This is a genomic window from Faecalibacter macacae (assembly GCF_003687725.1).
In the GTDB taxonomy this organism is placed as follows: domain Bacteria; phylum Bacteroidota; class Bacteroidia; order Flavobacteriales; family Weeksellaceae; genus Empedobacter; species Empedobacter macacae.
Genome location: NZ_RDOJ01000001.1, coordinates 235,767 through 252,145, shown reverse-complemented (window position 1 = coordinate 252,145; position 16,379 = coordinate 235,767). Strand labels below are relative to the sequence as shown.

General features: G+C 30.1%; 16 protein-coding genes. 4 read left to right on the top strand and 12 right to left on the bottom strand.

Going from position 1 to position 16,379, the window contains the following annotated elements:
* Nucleotides 1–58: 58 nt before the first annotated feature.
* On the top strand, nt 59–508 hold the full coding sequence (locus tag EAH69_RS01225; RefSeq protein ID WP_121933379.1) for a hypothetical protein: 450 nt from the start codon (nt 59–61) through the stop codon (nt 506–508).
* Nucleotides 509–560: 52 nt separating this feature from the next.
* Here the strand turns inward: EAH69_RS01225 and EAH69_RS01220 are convergent, their stop codons facing one another.
* On the bottom strand, nt 561–911 hold the full coding sequence (locus EAH69_RS01220) for a 4Fe-4S dicluster domain-containing protein (protein WP_121933378.1): 351 nt from the start codon (nt 909–911) through the stop codon (nt 561–563).
* 62 nt (nt 912–973) lie between these two features.
* On the opposite strand from EAH69_RS01220, the gene EAH69_RS01215 reads away from it, so the two are divergent.
* A complete protein-coding gene (locus EAH69_RS01215) occupies nt 974–2,038 on the top strand; it encodes an acyl-CoA reductase (protein WP_121933377.1) in 1,065 nt (354 codons plus the stop codon).
* Between the two features lie 291 nt (nt 2,039–2,329).
* On the opposite strand, the gene EAH69_RS01210 is transcribed toward EAH69_RS01215, so the two are convergent.
* The 11 genes from EAH69_RS01210 to EAH69_RS01160 form a co-directional block, all read right to left on the bottom strand.
* On the bottom strand, nt 2,330–3,370 hold the full coding sequence (locus EAH69_RS01210) for a hypothetical protein (protein WP_121933376.1): 1,041 nt from the start codon (nt 3,368–3,370) through the stop codon (nt 2,330–2,332).
* Between the two features lie 46 nt (nt 3,371–3,416).
* Nucleotides 3,417–6,068, bottom strand: a complete 2,652-nt coding sequence (locus EAH69_RS01205) for a peptidase associated/transthyretin-like domain-containing protein (RefSeq protein ID WP_121933375.1) — start codon at nt 6,066–6,068, stop codon at nt 3,417–3,419.
* The gene (locus EAH69_RS01200; RefSeq protein WP_121933374.1) at nt 6,061–6,810 is read right to left on the bottom strand and encodes a GLPGLI family protein; all 750 of its coding nucleotides are present in this window, start codon (nt 6,808–6,810) and stop codon (nt 6,061–6,063) included. Before EAH69_RS01200 ends, EAH69_RS01205 begins: the two co-directional genes overlap by 8 nt.
* Before the next feature lie 45 nt (nt 6,811–6,855).
* The gene (locus EAH69_RS01195) at nt 6,856–7,149 is read right to left on the bottom strand and encodes a hypothetical protein (RefSeq protein ID WP_121933373.1); all 294 of its coding nucleotides are present in this window, start codon (nt 7,147–7,149) and stop codon (nt 6,856–6,858) included.
* Between the two features lie 312 nt (nt 7,150–7,461).
* Nucleotides 7,462–8,424 carry a signal recognition particle-docking protein FtsY gene (gene ftsY, locus EAH69_RS01190; protein WP_121933372.1) on the bottom strand — a complete coding sequence of 321 codons (963 nt, stop codon included), beginning with the start codon at nt 8,422–8,424 and terminating at the stop codon, nt 7,462–7,464.
* A gap of 117 nt (nt 8,425–8,541) precedes the next feature.
* Nucleotides 8,542–8,691: a DUF4295 domain-containing protein gene (locus EAH69_RS01185; RefSeq protein ID WP_019974156.1), complete on the bottom strand. Its 150-nt coding sequence runs from the start codon at nt 8,689–8,691 to the stop codon at nt 8,542–8,544.
* A gap of 14 nt (nt 8,692–8,705) precedes the next feature.
* On the bottom strand, nt 8,706–8,888 hold the full coding sequence (rpmG, locus tag EAH69_RS01180) for a 50S ribosomal protein L33 (RefSeq protein WP_084018523.1): 183 nt from the start codon (nt 8,886–8,888) through the stop codon (nt 8,706–8,708).
* An 11-nt stretch (nt 8,889–8,899) separates the two neighbouring features.
* Nucleotides 8,900–9,136: a 50S ribosomal protein L28 gene (gene rpmB, locus EAH69_RS01175; RefSeq protein ID WP_121933371.1), complete on the bottom strand. Its 237-nt coding sequence runs from the start codon at nt 9,134–9,136 to the stop codon at nt 8,900–8,902.
* A gap of 76 nt (nt 9,137–9,212) precedes the next feature.
* The gene (lnt, locus tag EAH69_RS01170; protein WP_121933370.1) at nt 9,213–10,874 is read right to left on the bottom strand and encodes an apolipoprotein N-acyltransferase; all 1,662 of its coding nucleotides are present in this window, start codon (nt 10,872–10,874) and stop codon (nt 9,213–9,215) included.
* An 89-nt stretch (nt 10,875–10,963) separates the two neighbouring features.
* The gene (locus EAH69_RS01165) at nt 10,964–11,590 is read right to left on the bottom strand and encodes an acyltransferase (RefSeq protein ID WP_121933369.1); all 627 of its coding nucleotides are present in this window, start codon (nt 11,588–11,590) and stop codon (nt 10,964–10,966) included.
* A 35-nt stretch (nt 11,591–11,625) separates the two neighbouring features.
* Nucleotides 11,626–13,269, bottom strand: coding sequence for a M1 family metallopeptidase (locus EAH69_RS01160; RefSeq protein WP_121933368.1), 1,644 nt, complete (start codon nt 13,267–13,269; stop codon nt 11,626–11,628).
* A 601-nt stretch (nt 13,270–13,870) separates the two neighbouring features.
* Between EAH69_RS01160 and EAH69_RS01155 the strand changes: the two genes are divergently transcribed.
* Both EAH69_RS01155 and dnaK read left to right on the top strand, forming a co-directional pair.
* Nucleotides 13,871–14,206, top strand: coding sequence for a tRNA-binding protein (locus tag EAH69_RS01155; RefSeq protein WP_230466656.1), 336 nt, complete (start codon nt 13,871–13,873; stop codon nt 14,204–14,206).
* 220 nt (nt 14,207–14,426) lie between these two features.
* Nucleotides 14,427–16,313 (top strand): molecular chaperone DnaK, encoded by a 1,887-nt coding sequence (dnaK, locus tag EAH69_RS01150; protein ID WP_121933367.1) that lies wholly within the window; start codon nt 14,427–14,429, stop codon nt 16,311–16,313.
* The last annotated feature ends 66 nt before the right edge of the window (nt 16,314–16,379 follow it).

Genomic DNA, 16,379 nt, shown 5'->3' with positions numbered 1-16,379 from the left:
AAGGTTAGAATAGAAATATTTTAACCTTTTTTCTTTATATTTATATCAAACACTAAAAATGAAGAAATTACTTTTATTAACATTAGCTGGACTTTTCTTTAGTTGCGAAGAAGCTAAGAACACAGATAAAATACACGAAAATGCTGATGGTGAAATTACTGTTGGTAAAAACTTTGTAGTAGATAGACCAATGGCAGTTGTAGTTGCACCAACTGAGGAGCAATTAAAGGAAGCTAAAAAAATAATGGGCGAAGATTATCAAATTTATTATGGTGATGGTGCTCAATTTTTGAATGAAGCGAATCAACTATTAGAACAAAATAAAATTGAAACTATTGATCGCTTAGCAAACGAAATCATAACATTTTCTACAGCTGAAGGAAAATTATACGATGTTAATTTAACTGATAAAACTTTTGCTGTTTTACTCTTTAATGGGAAAGACGAACCTAAAGATTTAGAGTTTGAACATTTCACACCCGAATTTATTCAAGAATATATGAAATAAAAAAATCCCTTTCAGCTGAAAGGGATTTTTTGTGTTTTATACTTTTAAGGTATTATTCTGCGTGTAAAAAAGCTTTTTTAGATAATAAACGATCTTCGCTTTCTACGTGGTCTTCGTCAGGCACACAACAATCTACTGGACAAACAGCAGCACATTGTGGCTCCTCGTGGAACCCTTTACATTCTGTACATTTATCTGGAACGATGTAATAAACCTCATCACTAACTGGATCTTGTACATCATCTGCATCTAACTCAACACCGTCAATATTAACGATACGACCAGACAAAGCAGTTCCTTCAGAATATTTCCAATCTACAGCAGCTTCATAAATTGCGTTGTTTGGACATTCTGGTTCACAAGCTCCACAATTTATACATTCATCTGTTATAATAATAGCCATTATATCTCTTTTTTAATTCCTACATTTGTAGCTACAAAATTACATTTTATTTTTTAAGTATTATGACAATCGATAAAAGGATTTCAGCATTTAACCAATTAGCACAACTATTTAAATATATTACAAATAAGACGCAACCAGCATCAGACGAGTTAATAACTATGTTTGAAGATTTGGACGAAGAAATTGGTTACGCTTTAAGCGATGCCGAAGCTTATAATAATTGGTTTACAAAAGAAAATGTATTTTTTGCTTTAGATAATTGGGCAGAAGCATTAACTACCGAAAGTTTATCAACATGGATTTCTAAATATGAAACTCCAAAAGAGGCTAAAAATGTAGGAATTATCATGGCTGGAAATTTACCATTAGTAGGTTTTCACGATTTATTATCTGTTGTAATTTCAGGTCACAATGCATTAGTTAAAACATCGTCAAAAGATGATAAATTGATGCTATTTATAATCAAATTTTTACGTTCGCTTGACACTGAATTTAATACAATCATTCAGATAGTAGAGCGTTTAGAAGGATTTGATGCTGTAATTGCTACAGGAAGCAACAATACTGCTCGTTATTTTGAACAATATTTTTCTAAAGTTCCTAACATTATTCGTAAAAATAGAACTTCGGTTGCTGTTTTAAACGGTACTGAATCATTAGAAGATTTTAAAGCATTAGGAAATGATGTATTTCGTTACTTTGGTTTAGGATGCAGAAATATTACTAAAATCTATTTTAAATCAGAAGATCAAATTCCAACGTTTTTTGAGAATGTTATTGAATGGGCCGATATTGTAATTAATCATCCAAAATATGCGAATAATTACGATTACAACCGTGCAATTTACTTATTAGGTAAAGACGATTTTTTAGATAATAACTTTGTTTTATTAAAGAAAGATCAAAATATACATTCGCCAATTGCTGTTGTCAATTACGAAATCTATGATGATTTAAACACTGTGAAATCTTTCTTAGCAGAAAACGAAGATCAAATCCAATGTGTAGTTGGACATGATATGAAGGATAATCCAAACTATGTTGAATTTGGGAAAACTCAAACCCCAACATTAACGGATTATGCTGATAACATTGATACTTTAAAATTCTTAAGTGAAATATAATTAATCAAAAATAAAGAGTAGTAAAAAAGGGTGTTCAAAAGAACACCCTTTTTTATTTTAAGCCACAGTTTTTAATCTATAACTCATATTAGCATTAATTATTTTAAAAGTACGACGAACTTATAAATAACTAAAATAATACTGGTCATGAAACATCAATCACGGTCAAAATTCTCTCGATCATATCTGATAAAACTATTACTATTAATAATTTGTATTTTATGATTTACGAAATTTCATTTATAATATTATTTGATAAAAACCTGCAATAAGAGACTTTTATTTGCTTGATCAAAATCTATCATGTAAATTCTGATTTAGATCTATCGTTTTGTTAAAATATTCAAATGGTTTATTAGAAAAATTCCATGATGAAATCTGATGAAAAAAATCAATTTCTAAAATTTGGTTATTAGCCTGTTCTAAATACATTTTAAAATTTACTTCAGAATCTTTCAATACCCAAGCATCTTGATATGGTCTGTATCTAAACGATATTATTCCATTTCTTTGTAAAGGTGTATTCTTATTCGTTTTTATTCTATTGTTTAAATTCAATTTATATTCAACAACAGAAAAAGTTTCCCTATCTATCAAAAAATAATTTTTACTTCCTTCTTTGTTTTCTAAATGAATCTCGTACATCTTTTTTTCAGCATATTCCGTAAAACCGAGTTTTGATGTAGTGTATTGATTTTTTAATAAATTATCGTAAACAGATTTTATCCCTTCAAGTACATACAAATGTTTAAAATAATCAGATTTATCAAAATCTAATTTCAAAGGGGCAATTCCTTTTTCATGTTTATTTTTAACAATTCCACTCGATTTAGCTTTCACCTTTCCTTTATCAAATTTTAATTGAAGATTTAGATTAATATAATTTTCATAAACTGTATCAATCTTAAAATTCTGTTTCAGATCAACTAAAAAATAAAACTTATTTACATTAAAATTCTTGTCATAGTTTTCTATAACCTTTCTAAGAATATCTTCTGTCTTTAAATTCGTGAAATACGCTTCGTTTAAATCAATTTCTTCAATCTTTTCTAATTTAATTATCAAATTTGATTGAATCGATGTAGCATTTATTCTAGCACTTTGATACTCTTTTTTAGAAACAATTAATTCTTCTGTAGGATTAACATGAGCTAAATTCATTGAAATTTTCCCATCTTTATCAGAAATATAACTTTCTGTCGAAATTGTAAAATAAGCATCAGCATTTTCAATAGGATTTTTAGTCGAATAATCAATCACTTTTAATTGTACCGTTTGAGCATTTACGTAAAAAAAAATAAAATAGAAAATCAGTAATAAGTTATATTTCATAGAATTAAGAATAAACTTAAATATATAATTTTTATACTAAGTATTCTTAAAAATTAAAGTTAAATCCTAACAAAATATGCAGTGGTAATAATCTTTGGGTATAAAATCGCTCACTAATGGGCGTAATCATATTACGATTTATAGATTTATTGTTTAATAAATTATTAGCCAAAACAAATAATTTCATTTTAGAATTTGGGATTTTATGATAAAGCCTTAGATCTAAAAAATTAGTTGATGATTGATTTTGTCCACCAAAATTATAAAACTCGTAACTAACATCTAATGTAGTCTGTTTCGAAAGGTTAAAATATACATTTGCGTAAGCATCAATATTCCTAAAATCATTCGAATTAAATTGATTTTTATTTTTATTAAATGAAAATTTTCCACCTAGTTCATAATTCCATATTCCCGAATAACCAGATTTCATTTCTAGTCCTATGGTATAGCTATTGAAATGATTTCTAATCGAATTTTCGTTGACAATCGACGAACTTTTTACAGAAGTATAACTTGTATTGATTTGAATTTTTGATTTGATTGGAATCCAAAAATATTTGTATGAAACTGAAGGCATCCACATCTCAGAACCTTCTACAAGTACATTATTGTTGATTGAAAAATTAGGTTGAAAGATTGAATTATATCCAACATTTTTATCTTGAATTTGATAAATTAAGTTGAAATCAATACCATTGTTTAAACTTTTTGAGCGACTATAGTTTAAATTAACTTGAGATCCTCCAAATAATTGATAAGTTGATAAATTACTTTTTGCAAATTGACGATTTCCTTTGTAAATCATTTCTTGATAATAGACCTCGAATGAAGTTGGTATTACACGATAAGTATATCCTAAAGCAATTTTTCCAAATTTTCTTTTTTCATAACTGAAATCGACTTTTGGAGATAAAGTTAAACGATTGCTTTTATCATCTAAATCATTAGCTATTGAGGTTGAAAAATATTCAATTGGTAATTTTAAATTCAAACGAAAAGCTTTCCATTCTTTTAAATAAGCTGGTTCTAAAAATACTTTAAACTGTCTAAAACTTAAATCATTTTTTGCATTATCCAACGCAATTTGAGAAGAAAAATCTTCATTCAAACCAAAAAATTCGCTGTTTAAATCAATGTTTTGATATTCTGAACCAATTGTAAAATAATAATTTTCTTTATCCGAAAGTTTATGAAAATACGTTCCTTTTAAACCCAAATAATTTTGTTTATTATCAATTTCTTGATTCAAATGAGAAATTTGGGAATCAGAATAGACTTCTCCAAAAATCGGATTCGACTCGACAAACTGATAAGGTCTATTCTCAAACAAATGTTTCGCTACAACAGTTATTAATCTCGCACTATCTATCTTATTGGTATAGATTCCTTGTGTTTCTAATGATGTTGTTGCATTATTTCCTTTTAGCGAAATATCATTTGAGTTGAACAAAAAAGTATTCTCATTAATTTCTTTTAAATAATACGAACGATTAACGATAGTAAAATTAGAAGTTGAATTAAGCTCTTTGTTCCATTCTACTTTGGTAAAATAATTATCTATCTTTTTATTCCAATGACTTTTTTGAGTATTGGTAAACTGAATTGTATTATCATTATAGGATTCAATTTCATCGATGTAATTATTTTTTTCAATACGATTATACAAACCCAAAATATGTAATTTGCTTGATTTAAAATTATTAATCGCATTTATAACGCCAATTTTATCGTTGTTGAAATTGGTACGATTATCTTCGAATAAGTAATTATCTTGGTATAAATTCACCAAATTTGGTAAAGTGTTATTTGTACCAATCAAGTCAAAATTATACGCAGATGTAAATTGATTTTTAATGAGATAATTAACCCCTTTCATTTCGTCAAAACCAATGGTGTTGTAATTAAATATTGAGACGAATTTCCTTTTCTTCGAAAAATTCATCAAATTTAAACGAACTTGATGCCTATTTTCTACATAACTTGTAGAAGCTAAAGTTGCACTACCATTCCATTTGTTTTTAGCTTTATCATCTAATATCAAATTAATTGCTAATGCATCTGTATCATAAATATCTTTGGTCAATTTATTTTTGGTATGATTATTAATCACTTGAATTTTTGCGACGGATTGATCGTTCATCGCTTGTGTTAAAATAGAATATCCGTTATTAAACAAATCATCACCTTCAACCAAAACCGATTGAACTTCTTTTTTTCCAATTTTTATTCTACCATCTTTATCAACCGTTGCTCCAGGAATATTTTTGATTAAATCTTCCACATTCATTTCTTTTCCTGTACGGTACTTAGAAGCATCAAATTCGGCTGTATCTTTTTTATATGGATTATATTCTGCTTTTACGATTACTTCTTTTAGAGCGATTGCATCTTCTTTTATAAGTACAAACTCTCCTAAATCTATACTTTTTCGATCTATAATTAAATCCTCTTCAATAGTTTGAAAAGTAGCTCGTTTTATTTGAATGGTTTTATTTCCTAATAAAAAATCATCAATTTTAAATTCTCCATTTTTATCTGAAATTGCAAACGCTTCGATTTCTTGAATAGAATCTAATAAAATTATGTTGACATTAGGCAATAACACTCCTTTATCATCTTTAACAATTCCAGTAATTTGTGAATAAACTATAGATGATAATAGGAAAAATATTATGATATAAAATGATTTATTCATCTAATGTTAATTCTCGTACATCTGCTCTCAACGGTTTTTCTTGAATTTTAACTCCTGGTGGAAAAGATGCGTAAATGTTAGCTCGGTTATATTCTAACCAATTATTCTCTATTTCAATTATTTCTTTAATTGATAATTTATTCTTTCTATTTTTAAGATTAGACCATTCAGAAAAAGCATTTATTTTATCCGAATTCAAAACAATTCGTTTAGCCTCGTAAGAAAACAAATCTGTATCAGCTTTCAAAATTAAACCAGGTAATCCATTTAATTTCCATGGTCCATAATTATATGATAAATCTGGAGTAAACCAAGCTATGTAATCTCTTCCTCTAAATTTGGCCGTTGCTTTATACGTTGTATAACCTAATATTTTTTTCGATTCTTTAGTGATTTCCCAAACTAATTTTGGCTTTTCCTCTGCTAAAATAAACCAAGCAACTTTACTTGAATTCTTCTCTTTAATCCCAAGACGATTTTGATACAAAGTATCTCTTTTTAAATCGATATAGATTGGTTCAAAATTAATTTTAGTCTTATCTAATTTAGGATCCTCAAAAATCAAGTTTTCATCGTTTTTTATATTTATGTAATACAAATCTGAATCATTAAAAACTAAATATTCTTTTTGAATTTCATTAAATCCATCTTTTTTAATGAATTGATATTCTACTAAATTGTTTTGCTGAGCTACAACTATTAAAGGTAATAATAGAAGTAATAATTTTACAAGTGCTTTCATAATTTTATAATAATGCACAGCATTTTAATGCTGTGCAAATTAGTATTAATAACCTGGAACTGATTCCTCGTATGGATTACCACATGGTGCTCCAGAATAATTTCTATTTACTTCCATAAATAATCCCTCACAACCATTACCTTCAAACCAATAATTATTTGTAACATCACTTAAAACCCCACCACAACTATTATAAGTAATTGTTCTTACACTATAAGTACATCCAAAAACTTCAACAACTGTTTCAGATTTTAACTCCGATTGTAACTCCGTTTTTTCATTCGCCATTGCGAAAGTTCCAAAAAGTGCAAATGCACTTGCTAATAACATTTTTTTCATTTTTAAAGTAATTTAGTTTTTAATTCTTTAGCTATAGTTTGCAACCTACAACTTCTTCATTAACGTTAATTACTTCAATAATAATAATAACCTAATTAAAGAGTTTATTATTGTCATGATTTATAAATCACGACTAAAGTTTTTATATAAAAAATATTAACACACTTATTTACAACAATATACATTCTAAATAAATTATTTAAGATTTAGAAGTAAATAACTATCTTATTGTATTTCATATAAATATTTTGAATATCAAACAAAAAAAAGCTTCCAAAAAGGAAGCTTTACTATTTATAACTTTACAGGTAACTATTTATTTCTTTTGAAAAATGAATCTACAAATTCCATTTTACTGAAAGCTTGTAAATCATTAATTCCTTCACCAACACCAATGTATTTTACAGGAATTTTAAATTGATCAGATATACCAATTACAACTCCACCTTTTGCTGTACCATCTAATTTAGTAACTGCTAAAGATGAGACTTCTGTTGCTTGTGTAAATTGTTTCGCTTGCTCGAAAGCATTTTGACCAGTTGATCCGTCTAACACCAACATTACTTCGTGTGGCGCATCTGGAATAACTTTTTGCATAACTCGTTTAATTTTAGATAACTCGTTCATCAAGTTAACTTTATTATGTAAACGACCAGCTGTATCAATTAAAACAACATCTGCATTTTGAGCTACTGCCGACTGAATTGTGTCGTATGCAACCGATGCAGGATCAGATCCCATTGCTTGTTTTACGATTGGCACATCTGCACGTTCAGCCCAAATCACTAACTGATCTACTGCTGCCGCACGGAAAGTATCTGCCGCTCCTAACACAACTTTCAAACCTTGCGATTTAAATTGAGATGCTAACTTACCAATTGTTGTTGTTTTACCAACTCCATTAACTCCAACAACCATAATTACATATGGCACGTTTTTCTTTGGTATTGCAAAACCATTTGTATCTTCTACATTATTTTCCGAAAGTAATCCTGCGATTTCTTCACGTAAAATATTATCTAATTCAGAAGTAGATACGTATTTATCACGAGCAACTCGTTCTTCAATACGCTTAATCACTTTTAAAGTAGTTTCAACACCAACATCAGAAGAAATTAAAACTTCTTCTAAATCATCTAAAACCTCATCGTCTACTTTAGACTTTCCTACAACAGCGCGAGATATTTTATCGAAGAATGATGTACTGGTTTTTTCTAAACCTTCATCTAACTTCTCTTTACTTTCTTTACCTAATATTTTCTTGAACCAACTCATTAAAAGTTAATTTATCTTAAAAATTCTGTACGAAGATACAATAAATTAGAACAATAAAAAAAGCTGCTCTATTTGATAGAACAGCTTTATATTATATTGTAAGTAATGCCAAAAGGATTATTTCGCGAAGAAAGAATCTGCTTCGTCAGCGTTTACTACTTTTTCAACAAATACGTAAGCTCCAGTTTTTGGAGATTTTACCATTTTAATAACTTTAGTCATTTTCTTTGACCCAGTTTGTAATGTTGCTACGGTTTTCTTTGCCATCGTCTAAAGTTTTATTATTTAATCTCTTTATGAACTGTATACTTCTTTAATACTGGATTAAATTTCTTTAATTCAATACGATCTGGAGTATTTTTTTTGTTTTTTGTAGTGATGTAACGAGACATTCCCGGCATACCACTTTCTTTATGCTCTGTACACTCTAAAATAACTTGTACTCTGTTTCCTTTTTTAGCCATCGTGTCTTAAATTATTTGATTAAACCTTCTTTACGTGCACGTCTAACAGCCTCATCAACACCTAATTTGTTGATAGTTTTTAAACCGTGTGCAGAAACTTTTAAAGTAATCCACTCACCAGCTTCTGGCATAAAAAATTTCTTTGAGAATAAGTTTACCTCAAATGTGCGCTTTGTTTTATTGTTAGCGTGAGAAACATTGTTCCCAACTAATCTTTTCTTACCTGTAATTTGACAAACTTTTGACATTTCTTTATTGTCTTATTATTTATAAACGGAGTGCAAAGTAACAAATAATAAATTACTTATACAACCCAAAAGGTTATTATTTCTTTATTTTTTTCACATTCTTTTTGTACAGCAGATTCTGAGCGAAAGTATAAGCTAAGATAATTCCCATTATCAATAAAGCTATTCTCGCTAAATAATCACCGTACTTAGAATAAAACGTTAACTCACTATTCATCAAGACTGTTCCATTTAAGGCACCCTGCTCTCCGTATGGGATCGATTTCATGATATCTCCTCGCTGATTCACGAAAGCCGAAACGCCAGAATTAGCAGATCTAACGATAGCGCGTCTATTTTCAATGGCTCTTAAATTACCATATAATAGTAATTGTCGATGTCCGTCGGTGTAGCCCCACCATGAATCATTGGTCATCGTGAATAAAACATTTGCACCCTCTCTCACATATTCTGTAACATAATCTCCGAAAATCGATTCGTAACATATAATCGGAGCAACAGAAGCGGCGTTTGTTTTATTATTGAAAACAGAACGATTAGGTTGTATACCTAATGTTTTTGTTGTGCCGCCAAAGTTAAGCATAAATTCTCCAATAATTGGCATTAAAATGCTACGATATGGAAAATTTTCTACTCCAACGACTAATTTTGATTTATGATAAATCGATATTGAATCTGTAGAATTCAGTTGTAGAGCCGAATTAAATGAATCATACCATGTAATCCCGTCTCGCATAACAGATGCTGTTTCTGATGCTAAAGTTGGAGAAGGGTAAATTCGCATTACCGATGCTCCAGTTACAAAGTTTAAATCTTTCTTCTGCCCTGTCCATTCTCTAATATCTTGAATGATCAAATCATTATACATATTATCAAAAATCAAAGATGATGAACCTGGTATTGCTGTTTCTGGCGCTACAACAAATTGCGTTTCTGGTTTTATATATTGAATCGCTAATCGTCTAATATCATCATAAATTTCTAATCCATCTTTTTCATACTTTTCTGTATATGGATCTAAATTTGGCTGAACAACTAATGCATGCAAAGGCTCTCCTTTTTCCTCGTGCGTTACATACATGATATAAGATATACCAATTGGTACAACAATCATAGGAATAACATACATTCCTAATTTGTTTACATATTTGAAATCTTTCTTATTAATATATGCTGTGATATAGTAAAACGCAATAATATTAACTAACCAAATCCAAAGTGTGCCACCAAACGTACCTGTAAACTCGTACCACTGTACCCATTCGTAAAATTTAGCAAACCCGTTTCCTAAATTAAACCACGGCCAAGCTAATTCCCAATTTAGATGCATCTTTTCGAAAGACATCCAAACGGCAGGTAAAAAAATTAAACCATATAAGTTTCCAGCTTTTTTCTTCACGAAATGATACAACTGAAAACAGATTGACATTAATAGAGAATTGGCTAAAACTGGTCCTATATAAGAAACCCAAGAGTTTTGAAATTCTCCATTCGCATCTACTTGTTGTGCAAAGTGCAACCACCAAATTACAATTGCATTCCAGATTACGAATGTTAGGTAAGATAACCCAAACACTTTCATCCATTTCTTTTTATATTGTGCACGTTGCGTTATCTGATGTTCAGCTAACATTAACGGTACAAAACCAAAGAATAATAACAGAGGAAAACCATGTGATGGCCATCCACCTGCTAATAATAATCCTGAAGCAATTGCGTAAGCAATATATTTTTTCATGCTACAAATTTATAATATCATCAATTACTATTTGATGATTTTTATTCTAACTCAATAATTATTTTTTTCAATTAAATTCCTACGTAAGTCTATTTCCATTCTACATTTGATTTTATAACTCTTGCAGGAATTCCAGCAGCCAGAGAATTTTTAGGTATATCTTTCGTTACAACAGATCCTGCAGCTATAATACTCCCTTCACCTACTGTTACTCCTTTTAAGATTATAACATTTGTACCAATCCAAACATGATCTTCTATTTTGATTGGACTTGTCATTTGATGATTTGAAGATACTATTTGATGATTATCTGAATCTCTTATAACTACATTTTCTGAAATTGCTACATCATATCCAATTTCAATTTTCTCAAAACAAGCAATATTTACATTATAATTAATATATCCTGATCCTAACTTTAAGAAGGCATTTTCATTAACGCTAATATTTGCACCAGAATAAATATCAAATTTATCTACAACTAATGTTGCTTTATTTTTTAATACAATAAACGATTTATTAGGGTCATTTTTGACCCATTTTTTATTAATATTAAATTTCGAATAAACTTGTATTTTACTTGATGTATGAATATTAAAAAAAGAATTTTCGTGAATAATCATTCGCTGTTTATTCTTATCGAATAAATTTAAAATAAAATTCTTTTTTCCTTCAATCCTTAATAATAAAGGAAAGTGTTTTATTCTCTGTATCATATTAGTTTAAGTTTAGGTCAGGAGTTAATTCTGTATTATTTAATCACAAACGTATCGATGTAATAATTAGAATCGACTTGAATATCAAATGATGATTTAAAATTTCCTTCCTTTAATTCCTTCCAATCTTTTGTAGGATATAATGTTACATTAGAATTCTCTAAACGCAGCGGCATAGTAAAATCATCAACTATTTTAGAATACCTATATAAAATAGAATTTCCTTCTTGTTTAATTTCTAATAAAGGGACATCTTTCGTTCTTAAATATTGATTGAAGAAAGCAGTTAAATCCAATCCAGATTCTTTTGCTAAATAATCTTCAATTTGTTTTGTTGTTACGGTTTGATGATAAAATTCTTTATTCATTCCTCGTAAAATCTGACGAAATTTCTCATCATTATTTAGCCATGTTCTAAACGTATGAATCATGTTCGCACCTTTTGTATACATATCGCCGGGTCCTTCTTGATGTACGCCATAAACTCCAATCAAAGGTTTTTTATTTTCGATTGACTTACGAGTTCCTTTTACATAATCTGCACCAGCTTGTTTTCCGAAAAGATGTTCAGTGTGTAAAGATTCTGAATATGATGTAAACCCTTCGTGAATCCACATATCGGCTACATCTTTATGCGTAATATTATTTCCAAACCATTCGTGTCCGGCTTCGTGAATAATTATAAAATCCCATTTTAATCCCCAACCAGTTCCAGATAAATCTCGTCCTAAATATCCATCCATGTATTTATTTCCATAAGCGATTCCTGATTGATGCTCCATTCCTAAGTGTGGACTTTCAATCATTTTAAAAGAATCCTCATAAAAAGGATAAGGACCAAACCAATGTTCAAAACTATCTAACATTTGTTTCGCCTGCTCGAACTGAGATTTTGCTTTATTTAAATTATAATCAATCACGTAATAATCAAGATCCAATATTCCTTTTTCACCCTCATATGTATCTTTAAAATTAACATATTTACCGATGTAAGGAATAATGTTATAATTATTTATCGGATTGGTAACTTTCCAAGTGTAAGCCGTTTTGCTCCCTATTTTTTTCTGGCTAACTAAACGTCCATTTCCTACTCCGACCAAATCATTCGGAACAATAATTTCTAACTCAGCTCCATTATCTGGTTCATCTGCACCATAATCTTTGTTCGGAAACCAAACACTTGCACCTAATCCTTGGCAAGCAACCGACATCCATTCGCGACCTTGTTCATCTTTTACGAAAATCCAACCACCATCCCAAGGTGCTTTTTTAGCAACTAGCGGATTTCCTTCGTAAGTTAATTCTAATTGATTATCCTTTTTATTCAAAGATTTACCAACGTTCAAGAAATACACATTTCCTTCTCGTTTCAAATCCTTAATTTTTTTTCCATTAATTTTTGCTGAAGAAAGCTGCATTGGTTCTTGTAAATCAATCTGCATCAAATCTGTTTTACGATCTGCAATAACATCAAAAGCAATCGTTGTATTTCCTTTGATTGATTTTGATTTAAAATCAGGTTCAACCGAAACTTTATAATGTTTAACATCCCACCAATTTCTAAATTCAGTATTAGAACCTCTTAAAGTATCTTGGCGTGTAAATTCTTGTTTATGATTTAAAATCTGAGCTTGTGATTGAACCGACAATAATCCCAGAACAAGTAGTAATTTCTTCATGATAATTTTTAAAACTTATCAAAAATAAGATTATATATTTGATATTAAGCTATAAATAACGATGATTACAACCGAGTTTAAAGAAAGAATTCTATATCTAAAAAAACACAATTTAGTGATAGAAGCCTTGTATGAAATAATGGATCAATTTGATTTAAAACATTCTGTTTTTACAGGTTTTGACTTTAGAGATGAAATCAATACAAAAGGGGTATTATTAACTGCAGAAGGTGCTGAAAAAACTGGAATTCAAATTAAAGTTCCGAGGAATATTTTAGATTTTGATTTAGCTTTAGTTGCTAATTTATTGATGCACGAAATGTATCATGTATATCAACGTTCGGGTGATAATCAAGTTGAAGTTAGAGAAGAACGCGAATGGCAAGCGTATCATGAAATGATTTTTCATGAGAAATTTCCAAGCATTCCTGTTTTAGCAGATTTTTATGTAAAACAATTCGGTGCAAAAGCGATTACGTATTATGATAAGATGTCGGATGAATTAAAACTGAAATACGCAGATCAAAAAACTGATGTTGAAAAAGTATTAAATGAAATTGATGCTAAAGAAAAACCTCAACCAGAAAATATAGAAGAAAAAATCGATACAATCTCTTGGTCTGATTTTGAGAAAATAGACATTAGAGTAGGAACAATTATTTCAGTAAATGATTTTCCTGAAGCTAAAAATCCTGCTTATCAATTAGAAATCGATTTTGGCCTTTTAGGAATTAAAAAAAGTTCAGCTCAAATCACTACTCTTTATTCCAAAGACGATTTAATCAATCAACAAATAATAGCAGTCGTTAATTTCCCTAAAAAACAAATAGCAACATTTATGAGCGAATGTTTAGTTATGGGTGTGTATGGTAATAATAAAGATGTCATACTTTTAAATCCAGAACGAAAAGTTGAAAATGGATTAAAGATTGGCTAATTTATAAAATAAAGTGTCAGTAAAAATTTAAAAACTGACTATTTAGCAATGAAGTTCACTATCAGAAATATAGATTTATGACAACATGACATTTGATAATTAACTAATGTCATTTTTTTTTTGCTTGGCACAAAGATTGTCTATATAGAGTCGTATCTGAGTAATCAGAACATAAAAATTAGTAAAACATTATTTTAATAATAAAAGAATACATAATAATATGAGCAAAATTATTGGAATTGACTTAGGAACAACAAACTCTTGTGTATCTGTAATGGAAGGTAGCGAGCCAGTAGTTATCCCTAATGCAGAAGGAAAAAGAACTACTCCATCTATCGTAGCATTCGTTGAAGGAGGTGAAAGAAAAGTAGGAGATTCAGCAAAACGTCAAGCAGTAACTAACCCTACAAAAACAATTTACTCTGTAAAACGTTTTATGGGAGCTAAATATGACGCTTCTGATGCAGAAGCAATGCCATACAAAGTGGTAAAAGGAGATAACGATACACCACGTATTGAAATCGATGGTCGTATGTACACTCCACAAGAAATCTCAGCAATGACATTACAAAAAATGAAAAAAACTGCTGAAGATTACTTAGGTCAAGAAGTAACAAGAGCCGTAATTACAGTTCCTGCTTACTTTAATGACGCACAACGTCAAGCAACTAAAGAAGCTGGTGAAATTGCAGGTTTAAAAGTAGAGCGTATCATCAACGAGCCTACTGCTGCTGCATTAGCTTACGGATTAGATAAAGCTGATTCTGACAAAAAAATCGCAGTTTACGATTTAGGAGGAGGGACATTTGATATCTCTATCTTAGAATTAGGTGACGGAGTTTTCGAAGTATTAGCTACTAACGGAGATACTCGTTTAGGAGGTGATGATTTTGATGACGCTATTATCAATTGGTTAGCTGACGAATTTAAAGCGACGGAAAACGTAGATTTAAAGAAAGATCCAATGGCTTTACAACGTTTACGTGAGGCTGCTGAAAAAGCTAAAATTGAGTTATCTTCTTCTGCACAAACAGAAATTAACTTACCATATATTACAGCGAACGAAACAGGACCAAAACACTTAGTTCAGTCTTTAACTCGTGCTAAATTTGATCAATTAACTGCTGATTTAGTACGTCGTTCTATGGAACCATGTAAAAAAGCATTAAACGATGCAGGTTTATCAATCTCTGATATAGATGAAGTTATCTTAGTTGGTGGATCTACTCGTATCCCAAAAATCCAAGAGGAAGTAGAAAGTTTCTTCGGTAAAAAACCTTCTAAAGGTGTTAACCCAGACGAAGTTGTTGCTGTAGGTGCTGCTATCCAAGGAGGTGTATTAACAGGTGATGTAAAAGACGTATTATTATTAGACGTTACACCATTATCTTTAGGTATCGAAACATTAGGAGGAGTTTTCACAAAATTAATCGAAGCGAATACAACTATTCCTACGAAAAAATCTGAAACTTTCTCTACAGCTGTTGATAGCCAACCAGCGGTAACTTTAAGAATTGGACAAGGAGAGCGTTCTTTATTCAATGACAACAAAGAAATCGGACGTTTTGACTTAGTTGATATTCCACCAGCACCACGTGGTGTTCCTCAAATCGAAGTTACTTTTGATATTGATGCGAATGGTATCTTAAGCGTTTCTGCTAAAGATAAAGGAACTGGAAAAGAGCAATCGATCAAAATCGAAGCATCTTCTGGTTTATCTGACGCTGACATCGAAAGAATGAAGAAAGAAGCACAAGAAAATGCTGCTAAAGATGAAGAAGCTAAAAACAGAATTGAAAAAATCAATGCTGCTGATGCTTTAGTTTTCCAAACAGAAAAACAATTATCTGAATACGGAGACAAAATTCCAGCGGATAAAAAACAACCAATTGAAGACGCATTAACTGAAGTTAAAGCTGCTCACCAAGCTCAAGATATTGCTGCTATCGACGCATCAATGGAAAAATTAAACAACGCTTGGAATGCTGCATCTGAAGAAATGTACGCTGCAATGAACGAAGGTCAACAAGGTGGTGCGCAAGCTCAACCAGGTACTGACGCGAAAGCAGATGGTGTTGAAGATGTAGACTTCGAAGAAGTTAAATAATTAGATACATTCTTTTAAATATTTTTAAAAAGCTGTCCTATTTGGGCAGCTTTTTTTTGTTTGGTT